Below are 17,246 nucleotides of genomic sequence, written 5' to 3' on the forward strand. Positions count from 1 at the left end.
ACCTTAAAATATGTCATTCACTTCGATTTTACTAAATGTAATTTTTCTATATAGTTATTTTTTTACAGCTTCTTCTAGTTCATTTTAAAATTATCTCTGCTTGATATATATGTATTACTTCATATTTAAAAGTTATAATATCAAATCCTTATCTCAGAAGCCAAAAGGAGATTTTAAAATAAACTCCTAACATACGTGGTACATATTTACACTTAATAATAGACGCATATATCTAAAATATACCAGGATCACTATAAAAGTTTATATTTTCGTTTCTCATTCTCTGAGCTTGATTTTTTAGTCTTACCTTATATTCCTCCCAGTTTCTTGAGGTTTTAGGTGTCCAACCTATCTCAGCATAGCCTAGAAGTCTTGGATAAATCATATAGTCCATAGCTTTTACTGTTGATATGGTTTCAGTCCATAAAGGAGATTCAATTCCTAAAGCCAATTGCTTCGGAGCAAAGTCAGTAACATCCCATCTATAACCAGTTTCAATAGGAATGTATCCAGCCCAGTTCAATCCATAAGGTGTTGCTTCATTGTACTTCATATCCAAATAGGCTTTCTTAGCTACTGAAACTACGATTTTCATTTTCTTTTGAACTGCAGCAGCATTTGAATCCTTCCAGTTTTGTAGTACCACCGCTGAATCAATTGTAGATGCAGTGTCAATTGGATCCCAGCCTATTGGTGTCTTGCCATATTTCTTTACTATATTAGACACTCTTCCAACAAAATAATCATAATCAGCTTTTTTAGTACTTTGTGCTTCATCCCCTCCTATATGAATATAAGCTGAAGGAGATATTTGAGAAACCTCTCTTATTACATCGTCTATAAATCCATAAGTCTTCTCATCATGAGTCATAAAGCTACTGAAGCCTACCTTCGTTCCTGTATACAAAGCCTTCTTCTTTCCGTCTGGGTTTAGAAAGCCATAAGAAGCTAGTGCCGCATTACTATGTCCAGGCATATCAAATTCAGGAATTATCTCAACATATCTATCTGCTGCAAATTGTACTAAGTCCTTAAATTGTTCTTGAGTGTAGAAGCCACCTGGACCGCCTCCAACTTGTGTACTTCCTCCAATAGCTGTTAAGTCAGGCCATTTTTTAATTTCTAACCTCCAACCTTGATCATCACTAAGATGAAGATGAAGCTTATTTATTTTATACTGAGCAGCTAGATCTATTTGACGCTTTACCTCATCCACTGTGAAAAAGTGTCTAGCTACATCTAGCATTAACCCTCTATGGCTATATTCAGGTTTGTCATCAATGGTTGCAGCTGGCACACTCCACTTTGCAGATGGCACTAAAGTACTTTTTTCTATATCCGCTGGGAAAAGCTGTCTTAAGGTCTGGATACCTCTTGAAAGTCCTTCAGGCTTATTAGCAGTAATTTTAATATTTCTCTCTGTGGTTTGTATGCTATAGCCCTCATTGCCCTTGTCTGCTTGTGCTCCAACTGTTGTCAAATATATACTTCCTGGTACTACATTATCTCCTACAACAACGTTTAAATCATATCCGGTAGCAGTTCTAAGCTTTTCTCTTAAAAACTCCCCAACCTTCCTAACTTCTGCAGTTTCATTGTCATCTTTTCCTTTTACATAAATTGAAGCCTTATTAGTAAGAATAAATTCTCCGCTGCCAGCTTTGTAGCTTAATGGTTTAGGAATTATATTATTGCTGTTAGTGACATCTGCAAGTTTTAATTTAGAACTGGCTTTTACTTCATAAAAACTTGTAGATTTAAGTGCAAACGGAACTAATAGTATTGCAAGCATTACAGATAACTTAAAATACTTCTTATCAATTTTTTTCATTTGTTAACCATCCTTATCTATAGATTATTTTTAGTTTTTCCTTTGTTTCAGATATATACCCATACTTGTAATAATCTGCTTCAAAGCTTTAATATTATTCTTTTTCTTTTTTTGAACAATAAATACTATAAATAAGTTGGAAATTTTTAAGTTTCATCATAAATCATCCATTTTCCACACTATTATATGGAAAATTAACTTCATTGTACTTCGTTAAAGTGTTACAACTTATAACAATTGTTGTTCCAAAGTTATTGTCTAGAAATCAATAAATCTTTTCAATTATTCTTACTAGCTCTAATAAAATATCCAGCCTTATACCAATCTAAATATTCTATTTCTGTGGTCCAACCTCTCTTATTGTACTCTTCTACAATCTTATCTGGAGTAAGATTGTTCTTCATTCTATTATTACTCCCTTGATACCATCCCATTTGTCTAATCTCTTTACTGACAATTTTAGTGATAGCTTCAAAATACTTATCTGTGTCTTCTATAAACATAAATACATCTCTACTCACTAAAAAATCTACATTCCTATCACCAAAGACTTCTCCTAAGGCGCTTATATCAACTTTAATAAATTGAAATTTATTTGATATCATTATATCCTTTAGCTCATCAGTACACTGCTCATCTATATCTAAACCATATATTTTATCTATAGCATTTTCTTCTAATAAAGCTCTTGACAAAAATCCTCCACCACAGCCTAAATCCAGTACTTTACCATATACTCCAGCAAAATAGGAAAGAATCTTTTCATCATAAAATGCAGCAGCCATAGCTTTATTAATTGTTAATTCCTTACCACAGCTATTACATTTTAATTTAACTTCAAAGCTTGTATCAATCCAAGGATGATGAAGATTTTGAAGGATACTGCATTCATTTCCACAACTGCAATAGGTTCCCCATAGGGTATAATTATGTTCTTTAAACAATATAACACCTTCTTGATAAAATAAGCTTATATTTATATTTTTTTAGTAAAACAAATAATCCTATTTGCTTCCTTAAAACCAGCATTCAAGTGAAATTTAAAACTCTGAGTATTATCTAACTCGCAATCACTGGCAAACTCACTGCATCCTAAACTTTTAGCCCACTGTTCACTGTATACTAAAAGTTCCTTAGCAATCCCCTTCATTCTGTACTCAGATCTTACATAAATTCCTTCTAAATAGCCTACTGGGCTGCTCTTTGTTCCTTCTACATAATCGTTTCTCAATTCACACTGAGCGAAGCCTACTGGAATTATATCCTCATAATAAATAAAGCAAGCTGCATTTTCAGAACTAATAAGTTGCTTAAACTCTTCATCTAACTCAGCAACTTGGTGGTGCGGCCATAATAGGTTGGCTAATTCTGCTACCGCTCTGCTGTCAGTAATAGTGGCTTTTTTTATCATGTTACATACCTCTCTTCAATTGATTGTCATTATAATTTGCTAATACTTATTTTCGTTCTATTTTTTATCTAATAACTGAAAAGCTATTAGTATAGTTATAAACTACCAATAGCTTTAAATAATTCTCTACGCATATCCATGCAATTAATAAATCAACAATGAATCTAACTTTTTTAGTGTATTTACTGCTTCTTCACTCTCCCCTAACCTCAAGGATACCTCTGTTAGCTTATATAAAGCATATTTTTTCCCAAGTTCAATATTATTGCTTTCTATATTTTCTAAGAATGCTTTAGTTATTTCTCTAATCTTTTCCCATTCTTCCTCATACTCATATACATTAACCAACTCTCTATAATTTTCAAACATCATATTGTATTGTTTATGTTCAAGAGCTATGTCTATTGCCAATTGAAAAAGCATACTACTTTCTTCGTACATACCTTGTTTTAAAAAAATCTTTCCTTTTGTATTTAATGTATTAGGTAATGTTCTCTTATCAACTAAACTCTTTAGTCTTTGAGCTTGGCTTATGTAATGAAGGCTTTTACTATATTCCTCTATATTATAATAATAATCAGACAAATTATTGTACACATAAGCTAAAAGTATATCATCTGTATCTTTAATAATATCTATTAGACTAAAGTATTCTTTAACTGCTTCTTCACCTCTATTTAGGCTATTTAGTATAACAGCTCTAGTTAGTTTAGCTTCATTTATTATTTTACTAGTAACTTCTTCTTCATTCTTTAACACATTATTATCAATTATATTTAGCCCTTTTTTGTACTCCTTCTTTTCATTATAGCAAAGTGCCAGATTGAGACTAGCCTTTATATATATAATACTGTCGCTCTGAGCTGAACTAAGTTCTATAGCTTGTTTATAATAAAAAATCGCCTCATCATATTCTTTTCTTCTATATTTACAATTGCCTAGATTATTATAAACACTGGCTTGTGCTCTATCATCTCTTAACTCCTTATACTTTCCTAAAGCATTACTAAAATTTATGAATGCATTCATATCATTTTGTTCTTTAACGTACTTTTTACCATTAACCTCATATACTCTAGCCAATATATCTACCAAATTAAACTTTTTACTAGTAGTCATAAGCTCATCCAGCTTCTTATAGCTAAGAGTTTCTCCATTGGTTAATTGTTCTTCACAATAAAGCCTAGCATCTTCTTCTGGCTTTCTTGAAAAATATTCATCATCTAGATTTAAGTTAACAGATATTCTCTTGGCAATTTCATTAAATTTTTCTGCTAAAGCCTTTGAGCTTGCTTTACTAACGGTTCTTTTTCCACTTTCCATCATACTTATGAAGGCCCTTGTCATATTAGTTCCTTCAAGTTCAGCTTGGTTCACTCTAAACTTTTTCCTCATCAATCTAATCTTTTCACTTGGATTGTAAAATTCCAAACTGATCACCCCGTTTCTATCTCATTGCTTAAGTTATTAATCATATTACATATTATAACTGCTGACTTAGTAAAAATCACCATATTTTATTAATAAACGTTAATTTTTTCAACATTTTTCATTTATACTCATTATATGTTTAGTAATTATCGAAATGTTGTCATAGAACAGAGCTTCAACGAGGCATGTCGGCAATATTGGTAACGTTAATATATTTTTATAGATACATAGTTTTTTAATCTGATAACTATGATAATTGACACCTCAGAAAATAAAAAATTCGCTAAAAAAGCAAGCAGACTCATACATTAATTGAATCTGCTTGCTTTATTTGTAAATACTATTTGCATTTTTCAATAACATTAACCATGGAAGTACCCAGTTCTCGCTGAAACTACAACAAAAGGAACTTCTTTACCTTCCTTCTGTACATAAGCTTGATAAGAATCCCCTTGCAAATGTTCTAGCTTAACCACTTTTTCTTCATAGGTATCCTGTAGATCTTTCTTAAATAGATCTTGCCAGTTATTTTGAATAGGTGCGTTCTTAGTCATATAAGATGCAAAGCTTGCAACATCATCTTTTTTGCCACCATTAGTAACATATTTTTTATATAGACTTGCAATATTGACTTTCTCTAAGAAAGTTTTACTCCATTTTAATTTTTCAGCCTCTGATTTATTTTCTTGACCATTTAGAATATAATTCTTAGTTTTTTCCGTAATCTCCTGATCTGTATAGCTTTTTGCTTGAGCATTGCTACTTGGCGTAGTTGTTTTTTTACTAGAGCTGTCAGTGTTATTTTTCGTAGTATTTTGATTAGTTTTATTTGCTTCTGAATTATTATTATTAGTAGTACTTGCATTGCTATTACTATCAGTGTTATTAGTTGAAGCACTTGTTGTATTATTCGCCTGAGTATCTGGTGTTTGCTTTGATGTGTTGTTTGCAGTGCTATTAGAGGAACATGCTGTTAGAAAAAGCACTAACACTAGAGGGCAAAGTCTCATTATTTTCATTCAAATCACTTCCATTATTTAATATAGCTTAACTATATTAACATAAAAACAATACTTTTACAATTAATACAATAACTGTTTACCTTAAACCTTTTATGTGTTTAATAGACAAAACAAAAAAATAATAAAAGTATTTTATTTGTTTCATAAAGTAAAGTGTTTTTTATTTAGGAATATAAAAATTTTACTTCTTAACTTGTAAAATTATTATATTTTTATATTCTTAAATTCTTAACTTCTTAAGAATTTATTGGAAACATGCGGGTTCCAGCATTTTTATCTGCTATTAATTCTTTGCGCAAGCTCATCTAAACATCGGTAGACTTACCACTTAATTTCAACAGGTTCCTTTAACAGAGCCAATATATAAAATGTACTCTTTTTTTCAGGAACTTATCACTAGTTGTTGTTAGCTTTATTGTTGAGATAATCTTCATAGAGTTTATCAAAGCCTTTAATACCTATGGCTTTGGCCGTATCCTCCTCATAATATTCCTTCAGCTCTTCTACCTTACTTATAGGCATTGAGTACTGAATAATTATAGTGCTGTTTAAAAAGTATACTTTATTTTCCTTTATAAACTTTATAACTTCTGCAAACAAGATTTCTTTTTCTTTCTCATATTTAGGCCGTTCTCCTTCATAAGAAATCTCTACAATGCAGTCAGTATAAGTATATTTACTCTCGTTAAGTAGATTCCACTTTACTTCTTTATTTTTAATTCTATCTAACACAATAAAATCATTTATATACAAATCTATACCTGAGGTATCTTCCTTACTACCTTTATACAAAGTTACATCATAGTGACCTAATATCTTACAATAACTTATCTTTCTTGCTTGAATATCTACTGGTTCAACTTCCTTATCATTCACCAAAAGTATAAGCTCACCCTTTGATAAGAATCTGCTATATATTCTTCCTAAGCTCTTAAAAACCTTTTCATAAAAATAGTTACCGCTAAGTTCTTTTAACAAAGTCTTTTCTAGGTCGGTAATGATTATAGTTGTACCTTCTATTTCCTTAGGATTATAAGCTATGTTTTCACTTTGAGAAGCTAGCTCTTCGCTACCCAAATTAATATCCAAAGCAAACTTCCTGGAGCATCTTTTCTTATTTGAAAATATTTCAATCTTATTTCCCAGCTTAAAGAAAGACTTTTTTATTCCTAATCCCTTAATACCCTGGCCATCCTCAATACCGATTCTAAATATATCCTTATCACTGATCTTGCTTTGGATACCTCCACTGTTGTCACTTATTGTTATTTCATCACTGGAAATCTTTATACTTACCCTGCAAGGATTATCACCTGTTGTAACCCCTGTTCTAGCAATTATGGAGTTATCTACAAATCTAGTTAGAGACTTCGCTATCTCTTCATCCTCTACTAGCTTTTTTCTAAGGAAATTTTTATCAACTATAACTCGGTTAAAATTAGCCATTTTTCTCCCCTACTATTAAGTAATATAACATTACTATATGCAGGGAATTTTATTTTGCTACTAATGTTTAGTTCTATAACATAGTTTGTTTAACTATGTTTGTACAAGGCAACTCTTTTTAGCACTTTTTTAATATATAACGTTATTTATATATATATAAATTATCAAATTAGAACAAATCAATACTAATTTTATTAACTTGATAAAATTAACATTTTTTCACATTTATGATGTTTAAGTATTTTTATTGAAGTATAATTATATATATGTGTATCAAAGTAACATTAATTAAGTAAATAGGGGGATATCTTTATGGATTTTTTTTATCCTAGTGAAAAAATCAAACTAATGAGAAAAAAGTTTAGAGTTAACCAATCTGAACTAGAAACAGAAAATATGACAAGGGCTTACATAAGTATGATGGAAAGTGGCAAGAGAAATGTTACAAAATCCAGTTCAAAAATGTTAGCTGAGAAATTTAACCATATAGCAAGTAGAATACACGCTAATCTCAATTTAGACGATGATTACTTTTTTAGACAACCTAAGGATGATGCTAGATACTATTGTTCAAATGAATTGAATTTCGAAAAAAATATTACTCATCAGAAATTAGATGAATTAGCACAAATAGAATTAGACTATCATTTAGATGATTTACTAGCTGAAACCTATGCTAGAAATGGTAAAATGTATTTAGCCGAAAAGGACTATAATAATGCCTATATCTATCTAAATAACTCGTTAGGTATGTATAAAGAATTAAGACTTTATACTGAACAGCCAGACATATATAAAAAATTAGGAGCATGTAAAATAGCAAAAGGTGATTATGAGGATGCATTATTTTTCTTTAATCAAGCCATAGCTTATGCTGAAAAAGTAAATGATATTGAAATATTTATTAAAGCAAGTCATGACTTAGCCATAGCTTACGCTGGCCTTAAGCAGTTTAATAAATGCCTAGATACCTTAGAAAAAAATATACTAAGAAACAAATTAGCATCAGATCATGCTCTTTTTAATAGTGCTAAATTTATAAAAGCTAATATTTTATTTGAAAACGGCAGCCAATCAGAAGCAGTAAAAGAGTATTTTGAATTAGCAGAAAAAATCAGAGCTAGTGATGAAGTAACACTAGGTGTTATTTATAATAATATTGCTGAATACTATTACAATATAACAGATTATTCTAAAAGCTTAAATTATATAAGTGAAGCTCAAAGAGTAAAAATGAAATCTAACAAGAGAAGCTTATCCTCAACCCTAGCTTTAAAGTCAAAAGTACTTTTAGCTCAAGGTTATTACGATGAAAGCCTACTTTTAATTGAACTTGCAATAGATATGGCAGAGCAGTACATGACTTTCAATATTTTAATTGATAATTATAAATATCTAGTTAAGATATTAGAAATTAGAAAAGACTATGGTAAAATCAAAGAAAAAATGAATAGACTTCTGATAACATCTAAAGATTACAATCTAGAATCAGGAAAAAGTTATTCTATATTTAAACTTGCAGAAGTAGCTTCTCTTGAAGGTAATCGTGAAGATTCTATTACTTTACTACATGAACTAGAATCTTACTTGTAAAAATACTTTTTTATAATTAAGTAAATATAGTGCATTTATGTATATTTTGTAATATAATAGTAACATATATTATATCTAGGAGGAGTTCAGGTGAAAAAGAAATTATCTAGTCTTATTATTAGCACATTATTAATAGGTTTTATCACTCTACCAAACATTAGCAATCTTGCTAACATTAAATCAGGTAATTTAAACGGTATCTTTATAGAATATCCATTCCCTACTGATTTATAATATTTAGGTATAAGTTGCTTCTATACTACAAATCCCTAATTGAATCATACATATGCTGATTCAATTAGGGATATTTTTAACATTAACACTAAAATACACTTACACACCTTCTTGAAATTTTTACAAATTAAAACTATTATAAATTATATCAATTTTTGATAAAAGAAGAGATTCTATATGACAAATAATAAAATTGTTTCAAAATACTCATATCTTATACCGTTTGGCGTTGCATCGCTATTGCCTACCTTCAATTTAGCCTTTATACAAAAAGGAAATAATATCGATAAGGCATTCTTTTTTGCTATTCTTATATTATACGTTCTGGCTATTGCTGCAATAATATTCAGAAATAAAAAACATTGAAGAACAAATAATTTACTTACATATATTGTGGACAAGGTTTCTTCTCAAGGAACTATCTTATATATTATCTAAGATAGTAATATTACTCAGCTATATGAGCAGTGTAGAAACATAATAGAGGCATTGACTTCTTAAGTATAAAATGATTACACATGAAGTATTGGTTGAAATTACTTCCTCTTATCATTTCAAATTTTAAAGAGTTAGCCAAAATGTTTCAAGATAAGAGTAACTATGCAAATTCAACTAGAATATATAAGCTTATCTTACACATTGATGGTTATGCTATGTAGATTCGTATTTTTATAAAGTATTGCATCTATGAAGAATCATATAAACTACAGCAACATTAAAATCTCCCTTAGTCAAATAACATAATTTATTAACTAAGGGAGATTTTATATTTTCTTATCTAAAAATTATATCCTCTCTTCTTGGCCCATTAGATATATATTTTATTGGATAACCAACTTGAGCTTCAATAAATTCAATGTATATTCTTGCGTTTTCTGGCAAGTCTTCATAGTTACGAATACCAGTAATATCACATTTCCAGCCATCTAAATAGGTATAGATAGGTTTTGCTTTATTAAGTAATGGTGCCACAGGAAAATCTTTAGTTTCCTTTCCATTAATGTCATATCCAATGCAAACCGGAATTTTATCTAAATAACCTAACACATCTATTAAAGACAAGGCAATTTCTGTGGTGCCTTGAAGCATACAACCATACTTTGTTGCAACCACATCGAACCATCCCATTCTTCTAGGTCTTCCAGTTGTTGCTCCGTATTCTCCGCAATCTCCTCCTAGCTTTCTTAAGGTATCAGCTTCATCATAAAAAATCTCACTTACAAAAGCTCCTGCTCCAACAGCAGAAGAATATGCTTTCACAACGGTAACTATTTCTTTTATCTCATAAGGTGGAATCCCAGCACCTACAGCCCCAAAACCAGCCAAAGGTGATGAGGACGTTGTAAATGGATATATGCCATTATCAGGATCCTTTAATGCACCAAGCTGCCCTTCTAAAAGTATTTCTTTCCCTTGCTTTATTGCATTATTAAGCAATAAAGCAGCATCACACACCATAGGCTCTAGCCTTTCTCTATATCTAATTAATTTATTATAAATCACATTAGAATCCAGCATTTCCCCATTATATAGACTTTTTAAAAGAACATTCTTCTGATCACAATTTAGTTTTATCTTATCCATAAGAATCTCATCATCAAATAAATCGCAAACTTGAACCCCTATTTTAAGATATTTATCAGAATAAAAAGGAGCTATTCCAGACTTTGTTGAGCCAAAGCTTTTTGCTCCAAGTCTCTCTTCCTCTAATTGGTCAAACAATATGTGATAAGGCATAACAATTTGAGCTCTATCAGATATTTTTATTTCTGGCATAGGAACCTTTCGTTCCAGTAGACTATCAAGTTCTTTAAAAAACTCTTCTATATTAAATGCTACCCCTTGAGCGATAACATTTGTAACATTCTTTCTGAAAACACCTGAAGGTAGTATGTGTAGCGCAAACTTTCCATAATTATTTATTATAGTATGCCCCGCATTAGCTCCTCCCTGAAACCTAACAACTATGTCAGATTTCTCTGCAAGCATATCAGTAATCTTGCCTTTTCCTTCGTCTCCCCAATTGCCACCAACTATTGCTTTAACCATAACAAAAACCTCCTATAAAACTAATTTGGATTTGACTTACCAAATAATCGTAACATAGAAGGTGATATAAATATAATTGGTATTACTTATCCATGATATAAGCTGTACTTATGGCATTAACAAATCTAATAGTCTTTTACCGGAAGGCGAAATAGGCACTTTATCTTGAGTTATAATACATATACTTCTCTTTGGAATAGGCTTCTTTAAATTAATCTCAAACACACTTCCCTTTTCAATAAGCTCCTCAGCAAAGTTCTCTACAACACAGCCTATACCTAAGCTTCTTCTAGTAAACTCCACAATTAAATCACTATTAGCAAGCTCAAATTCGATGTTAAGAGTAGCTTTTTCCCCTGCTAAAAAATCATCAACATACTTCCTAGTACTTGTTCCATTTTCTAAACAGATTATAGGATAGTTTTCAAGCTCTTTAAACTCTATGCTCCTATTATTTAGCTCTTTAAAGCTATCATTGGCAATGAATATATCCCGAATATCACATACCGAAGTTATCTTTACCCCTTCATACTCCTTTACCGGCTGGCTTACTACTCCAAAATCTATCTTGCCTTGTTTCAAGTACTCTAAGGTTTCTGGTGTAGGTAGATTAGTAACTTTAACCTTAACTTTTGGATAAAGTTTATGAAACTCCTCAAGAAAAGGCAGAAGATAATATTGTAAGGTCATATCACTAGCCCCTATTCTTATCTCACCTGCTTCAAGGGTTAAAAGCTCTTTAAACTTACTCTCTCCAAGAGCCATATACTCATAACCTCTTGATATGTATGTATATAAAACCTCTCCCTCAGGAGTAAGCCTCACTCCCTTGGAAGTTCTATAAAACAAGTTTCCGCCAAGAGTATTCTCCAGCTGCTTTATCACTTGACTTACAGCAGGCTGAGTAATATAAAGCTCCTCTGCTGCACGAGTTATACTCTTTAGCTTTGCCACATAGTAAAATATCTTGTAATACTCAAAGTTTATCATGACATAACCACACCTTATTTTACTGATTTATCATATAAGATATAGTTATAATATATTACTAAAATCTTCATCAGTAAATAGTATTAAATTCGTTAAAGTGGCTTGACATCTCTGTCAAAAGTTACATATAACGCTTTCCTGCCCTCATAGATACATTTAGCATAACTAAAATGCAATGACTCTTTTCACATTCTTTATTATGTTTACTAATCTTAATCAATGGTTCTAACTTTATTACCACTTATAATATATAGTCTTAGTGTACACTAAGAAAATTAACTATATTAAAGATTTAATTTCTTTTATGAATTTACTTTTTCTGTTATCATATAGTTGTGAAATTACAATTACCATTTATCTTATTGGCTATGTTCAACACAGTACTTTAACAGCATCGTCTTATTTGATTATATGGTAACTTATAGGTATCCTTTACGAAAACTTAATTTATACTTATTATTAAATCTCGGATTCTGGCGATTTTGTGGCATGTATAAATTAATAGTTAAAGTTGGTTCCCTATATAGCGTATCAATTATGAAAGGCTGGTTTTAATGTTAACAGATGATACAAAACTTAAAAACCAAGTTGATATCTATATATCAATGGGGAAATATAATCAGGCAATTGATGTATTAAAAGAAATGTTATCAAACAACCCAAACAATTGCAGATATTTATACTTAATTGGTTTCTGCCATCACATGATAGACAAAGATGAAGCTGCTCTTATGTATTGCTATGAAAGCTTAAAAAACGGTTCTACTGGAGACTGTCATTATTTATTAGGTATGATATACAAAAAATTATCAAAACTAAACAAAGCTAAAGAGCATTATCTTGAATGCCTTAGAATAAATCCTCTTGAAGCATCTGCTTTGTCTTCTTTAGCTTTAATTATGCTTGAAGTTGGTAATAAAAAAGAAGCACTGAAGTATTTAAAAAAAGCTGAGGAAATTGATCCGCTTGATATAGATGTATTGTGCGATATATTGGAATTCCATACTACAAAGAAAAATAAGAAATATCAGAAAGAGGCCTTACAGAAATTCTTAGAAAACTCACAAAACGAATTTGATAAATTGGTGGCCCTAGGAGTCTATAATTTATCAAACAACAGATTTTTAAAAGCAAGAGATTTTTTTAGGCAAGCTTATGTACTAAATCCAACTAATAAAACTCTGCTAGGTTTTCTTGAAAAGACTTCCAGGCCTTCACAATGGTTATTGATCCCACTTATACCACTAGCAAAAACTAAAAGACCAGGTATCGTACTTTTAATGGGGTTAGTTGCATTGATGATAATCGCCAACACACCTATTATTAAAGGAGCATTTACTATACTTTATTATTCATATATTAGCTATATTGTATATATTGCATGCGTAGGGTTACTATTAGATTTTATTGAAAAGCATATACGTAAAAAATAGTTTTGGGTTATTATTTTACAGAAAGGTCGTTAGTACGAAATGGAAAATGAAAATTTTAAAAAGGCTCTATATGAAGTGGAAACCTATATAAATATGGGCCGATATGACCAGGCAGTCGATAAGTTAAAACCTCTACTATCTCTCGAACCCAATAGCGGTAGGATGCTGTATTATTTAGCTCTCTGCTATTATAATCTTGATATTCATGAAGACGCTATAGAACTTTGCTATCAAAGCCTCGGTAATGGATTTTCTGCTGAAGACTGTCATTTTCTCTTAGGATGTATATTTAGAGAATTGGCTAAATATAAAGAAGCAGCAGAACACTATAGTGAGTGTCTTCGCATAAACCCTAAAAATGCTAGGGCATTATCCTCCTATGGAACAGTGATGCTTAAAACCGGCAATGACAAAAAAGCTCTAAAGCTTATCAACGAAGCTTTACAAATAGCTCCCTCAGATGATATAGTACTTCGCCATATGTTTGTTTACAATTTGAGCAAGGGAAGGAAAAGGAATCAACTCAACTCTTTACAAAAGTATTTAACCAGCGAAAATGATGAAGTTAGTAAGCTTACCCATATCGGAGTATTTAATATGCACAATAAAAATTACGCTTCTGCAAGGGAAAACTTTAGACAAGCTTTCTTACTTGATCCTACTAATCCAAAGGTATTGAGATTGCTAGAAGAAATGGACATATTAACAAATTGGTTCTTTATACCTCATAGATTAATTCAAAAAGCCGGAGGAGCTGGCGTAGTTTATTTAGGATTTGTTATAATTTTCATAGCAACTTTGAATATAAAAGATATAACCATACATTGGATACTGATTGTAACATATCTAATCTTTGTCCTATATACTTACCTTTCACTTTTTGTATACAGACTCATTAAGAAATCAAAAATAAAATCTAATAGTAGAAATATATAAAGGAGGCTCAAAATGGATAAAATTGAACTTTTAAGAGGACTAGTAAAAGAAAATCCTCAAAGCAGCAATGCTTGGTATCTGCTTGGATCAGAGTACTCAGCAGTTGGCAATTATAGCGAAGCGCTTAAATCATTTTCAGAAGCCTTAAAATATTGCGATGATAAAACTAAAGATATGATAATAATAGAACTCACTAAACTTTCCAATATGGAGGTGCTTAACAAACTTCAACCTGGAGCTTCAACCAAGGCTAATAGTGGAGAGACTTATGAAACTGAACCTTCACCTGAAAACATCGAAGATAATATAGAAGAAAGTAATGAAATTGAAGATATGCCTTCAACAGAAGAACACACAAATGTAATTCCACTTAGAGTAATTGAAGGTGGAAGAAACTATGCAGTTTTAGATGAAAAAGAAGAAAATATAAAGGTTACCTTCAATGATGTTGGCGGACTAGATGATTTAAAAGAAACTATTAAGATGAAAATAATAAAGCCTTTCGTAAGCCCTGGCCTATTCGATAAGTTTAAGAAGAAGGTAGGAGGAGGAATATTACTTTTTGGCCCTCCAGGCTGTGGTAAGACTTTTATGGCTAAAGCAACTGCTGGAGAGTGTAACGCAAACTTTATTCCAGTGCATATTACCGATATACTAAATCCTTACCTTGGACAAAGCGCTCTTAACGTTAAGGATATATTTGCAACTGCTAGAGCTAAGAAACCTTGCGTTATGTTTTTTGATGAAATAGACACCATAGGCTTCAACAGATCCAAACTTTCCTCAGAACATATGAGACCTGTAATAGATCAGTTGCTAACTGAGATTGAAGGTATAGACTCAAGTACTCAGAAGCTTTTAATTATTGGCGCTACCAATATGCCTTGGGATGTGGACTCTGCCTTCAAACGTCCTGGTCGTTTTGACAAAACAGTTTTTGTACCACCACCAGACCAAAAAGCCCGTGAAGTTATTTTCAAGCTAAAACTAAAAGATAGACCAATGGAAATTATAGATTATAGCACCTTAGCCAAACTAACCCCACTATATTCAGGCGCAGATATTGAAAACGTAGTTGAGGTTGCAACAGAGAACGTAATAGAAGAAATCATGAGAACTGGCATAGAACGCCCTATAGGCATGAATGACTTAAATACAGCCATCCAAATGACAAAGCCTTCAACCTTAGAATGGCTAAGAACCATAAAGAACTATATTAAATACTCCAATCAGTCAGGACTTTACGATGAAGTAGATAAATTTATTAATGCTAACAAGAAACTTTTATAAGCTATCTTTACGATAAGTAAATACATTAAAAATCATCAACGGATTATATTCTATAAAACAAATAACTAAAACCAATCGCTAAAGAGACCTTCTTTAGCGATTTGTTTTGACCATTAGCATTTCTAAATGTATATGAGATAACTATTGCCGGCAATAAGATATTTTTACGCTTTTACCTTTAATAATATATGTGAAGAAAATTTTTCAGTCTTCATAGTTTTTTATTATTTACCATAACCTTTTCCTCTAACACATTAATTTTACTAGGTTCAGCCAATAAAATATTCTAGAATTCCCCCACATAAAGTTCAAGCTATTTCTTATTATACTTTGCGCTAGTTCTAGACATATTTAAATTATACTAGAGCCTAAAAAAGAGCATTCCTAGATTCGTTCAACACAAATCCATGAATACTCTTTTTATACTCAATTAACTTGAAAAACATAACCTAAAATATTGATTTATACTTAAAACTGGTTCTCTCGCAATTTTGGTGAAGTTATAATATAGTGTACCAAGCTGGAAGAAACACTGTTTTTCTATCCAGTCGTACCCTGAGAATGTAGAATTTTACTCCTTAGAAGATCAAAGTTGCACCTTCCATAGCTTGTGCGCTTTATGCCTTTAACCTTGTTCACCATTCCTTCAAGAAGTCCATTATTATATTTACTACTGGTACTATTTTTAACTGACGCAATATCATTCTCTATTCCAGATATGTATGAGCTTAACTCTGAAACATTAAAATCTTTAGCTTTACTTATCCAGGTTTCTAATGTGAGAGAACCACCTTTAAATATACTCTTGAAGTCATCAATAAGATTCTTTAAATCTATTAATTCAGGATATGTTCTGCTTAACATTCTAAGTGTATCAACATCAGTATTACTTAGATTTTCTGAGTTCTTGCATATAGCATTAATTACTAAGCTTGAATTAATAATATAATTTGTCTTTGTATTAACACTACTGTCTGCTATGTCAATTACAGAAGCTCTTTTTATACCATTTTTGCTCATATATGAAGACAAGTACGAAAGCGATCCTTTATAACCTAATTTACTTATTTCATGTAAGATTTCTTTATGTGTTTTACATTGTTTTAGTAACTTAACAATATGACTTTTATATTTATCAAGTTCGCTTCCTCTTTTTATTCCTTGAGGCCAATATATATTTTTTTCTGATTTCAAATATTCCTTTATAGTGTTTTTTGACATGGAATACTCTCTAGCCAGTCCTCGTATGCTTGCTCCAAATTGATGCTTATCCTTTATTTCTTTTATAAACGCACATTTAGCTCTGATTTTTTCATCTCTTATAGCTGTCTTGATATTATTTTTATCTTCTATAACGGCATCAACAATTTCTTCTTTATTCTTTGGTATGACCAAGTTTTTTGGGTATTTTCTCTTAATATATCTATTTATGTTATCAAGTAAATTCTTCACTAAGTGAAATTTATCTGATACTTGAAGAGCGTTTGGAAGTGCCTCTGTAATTGCGCTAGCATATGATATTGAGCCATCTCTACTGACTAGTCTGATTTGTGGATATTTCTTTAACCAATCTGCTACTG

Annotated in this window: 15 protein-coding genes; 6 read left to right on the forward strand and 9 right to left on the reverse strand. The window is 31.1% G+C overall.

What is annotated here, in order from left to right:
- Positions 1-232: 232 nt before the first annotated feature.
- The 6 genes from GXK57_RS18835 to GXK57_RS18860 form a co-directional block, all read right to left on the reverse strand.
- A complete protein-coding gene (locus tag GXK57_RS18835; protein ID WP_160679294.1) occupies positions 233-1,831 on the reverse strand; it encodes a beta-N-acetylhexosaminidase in 1,599 nt (532 codons plus the stop codon).
- Positions 1,832-2,109: 278 nt separating this feature from the next.
- Positions 2,110-2,775: a class I SAM-dependent methyltransferase gene (locus GXK57_RS18840; RefSeq protein ID WP_160679296.1), complete on the reverse strand. Its 666-nt coding sequence runs from the start codon at positions 2,773-2,775 to the stop codon at positions 2,110-2,112.
- 32 nt (positions 2,776-2,807) lie between these two features.
- Positions 2,808-3,242, reverse strand: coding sequence for an aminoglycoside 6'-N-acetyltransferase (aac(6'), locus tag GXK57_RS18845; protein ID WP_160679298.1), 435 nt, complete (start codon positions 3,240-3,242; stop codon positions 2,808-2,810).
- A 144-nt stretch (positions 3,243-3,386) separates the two neighbouring features.
- On the reverse strand, positions 3,387-4,673 hold the full coding sequence (locus GXK57_RS18850; protein WP_160679300.1) for a tetratricopeptide repeat protein: 1,287 nt from the start codon (positions 4,671-4,673) through the stop codon (positions 3,387-3,389).
- 362 nt (positions 4,674-5,035) lie between these two features.
- Positions 5,036-5,692 carry a hypothetical protein gene (locus GXK57_RS18855; RefSeq protein WP_160679302.1) on the reverse strand — a complete coding sequence of 219 codons (657 nt, stop codon included), beginning with the start codon at positions 5,690-5,692 and terminating at the stop codon, positions 5,036-5,038.
- 399 nt (positions 5,693-6,091) lie between these two features.
- Positions 6,092-7,141 (reverse strand): ATP-binding protein, encoded by a 1,050-nt coding sequence (locus tag GXK57_RS18860; protein ID WP_160679304.1) that lies wholly within the window; start codon positions 7,139-7,141, stop codon positions 6,092-6,094.
- Positions 7,142-7,453: 312 nt separating this feature from the next.
- Between GXK57_RS18860 and GXK57_RS18865 the strand changes: the two genes are divergently transcribed.
- The 3 genes from GXK57_RS18865 (at position 7,454) to GXK57_RS18875 (ending at position 9,334) form a co-directional block, all read left to right on the forward strand.
- Complete coding sequence (locus tag GXK57_RS18865; RefSeq protein WP_160679306.1) at positions 7,454-8,734, forward strand: helix-turn-helix transcriptional regulator; 1,281 nt, start codon at positions 7,454-7,456, stop codon at positions 8,732-8,734.
- 90 nt (positions 8,735-8,824) lie between these two features.
- The gene (locus tag GXK57_RS18870; RefSeq protein WP_160679308.1) at positions 8,825-8,968 is read left to right on the forward strand and encodes a hypothetical protein; all 144 of its coding nucleotides are present in this window, start codon (positions 8,825-8,827) and stop codon (positions 8,966-8,968) included.
- A 177-nt stretch (positions 8,969-9,145) separates the two neighbouring features.
- Positions 9,146-9,334, forward strand: a complete 189-nt coding sequence (locus tag GXK57_RS18875) for a hypothetical protein (RefSeq protein WP_160679310.1) — start codon at positions 9,146-9,148, stop codon at positions 9,332-9,334.
- A gap of 408 nt (positions 9,335-9,742) precedes the next feature.
- On the opposite strand, the gene GXK57_RS18880 is transcribed toward GXK57_RS18875, so the two are convergent.
- The gene (locus GXK57_RS18880) at positions 9,743-11,017 is read right to left on the reverse strand and encodes an adenylosuccinate synthase (RefSeq protein WP_160679312.1); all 1,275 of its coding nucleotides are present in this window, start codon (positions 11,015-11,017) and stop codon (positions 9,743-9,745) included.
- A 108-nt stretch (positions 11,018-11,125) separates the two neighbouring features.
- Positions 11,126-12,007, reverse strand: coding sequence for a LysR family transcriptional regulator (locus tag GXK57_RS18885; RefSeq protein ID WP_160679314.1), 882 nt, complete (start codon positions 12,005-12,007; stop codon positions 11,126-11,128).
- A gap of 554 nt (positions 12,008-12,561) precedes the next feature.
- Between GXK57_RS18885 and GXK57_RS18890 the strand changes: the two genes are divergently transcribed.
- Genes GXK57_RS18890 through GXK57_RS18900 form a run of 3 tightly spaced genes read left to right on the forward strand, consistent with a single transcriptional unit; the run spans position 12,562 to position 15,666 of the window.
- Positions 12,562-13,440 (forward strand): tetratricopeptide repeat protein, encoded by an 879-nt coding sequence (locus GXK57_RS18890; RefSeq protein ID WP_160679316.1) that lies wholly within the window; start codon positions 12,562-12,564, stop codon positions 13,438-13,440.
- A 39-nt stretch (positions 13,441-13,479) separates the two neighbouring features.
- The gene (locus GXK57_RS18895) at positions 13,480-14,376 is read left to right on the forward strand and encodes a tetratricopeptide repeat protein (protein WP_160679318.1); all 897 of its coding nucleotides are present in this window, start codon (positions 13,480-13,482) and stop codon (positions 14,374-14,376) included.
- A gap of 12 nt (positions 14,377-14,388) precedes the next feature.
- Positions 14,389-15,666 carry an AAA family ATPase gene (locus GXK57_RS18900; RefSeq protein ID WP_160679320.1) on the forward strand — a complete coding sequence of 426 codons (1,278 nt, stop codon included), beginning with the start codon at positions 14,389-14,391 and terminating at the stop codon, positions 15,664-15,666.
- Positions 15,667-16,206: 540 nt separating this feature from the next.
- On the opposite strand, the gene GXK57_RS18905 is transcribed toward GXK57_RS18900, so the two are convergent.
- Positions 16,207-17,246: transposase (locus GXK57_RS18905; RefSeq protein ID WP_160679322.1), on the reverse strand; the 1,040-nt coding region annotated here is incomplete at its 5' end.

This window comes from Clostridium sp. C8-1-8, from assembly GCF_009928445.1.
GTDB lineage: Bacteria > Bacillota > Clostridia > Clostridiales > Clostridiaceae > Clostridium_AR.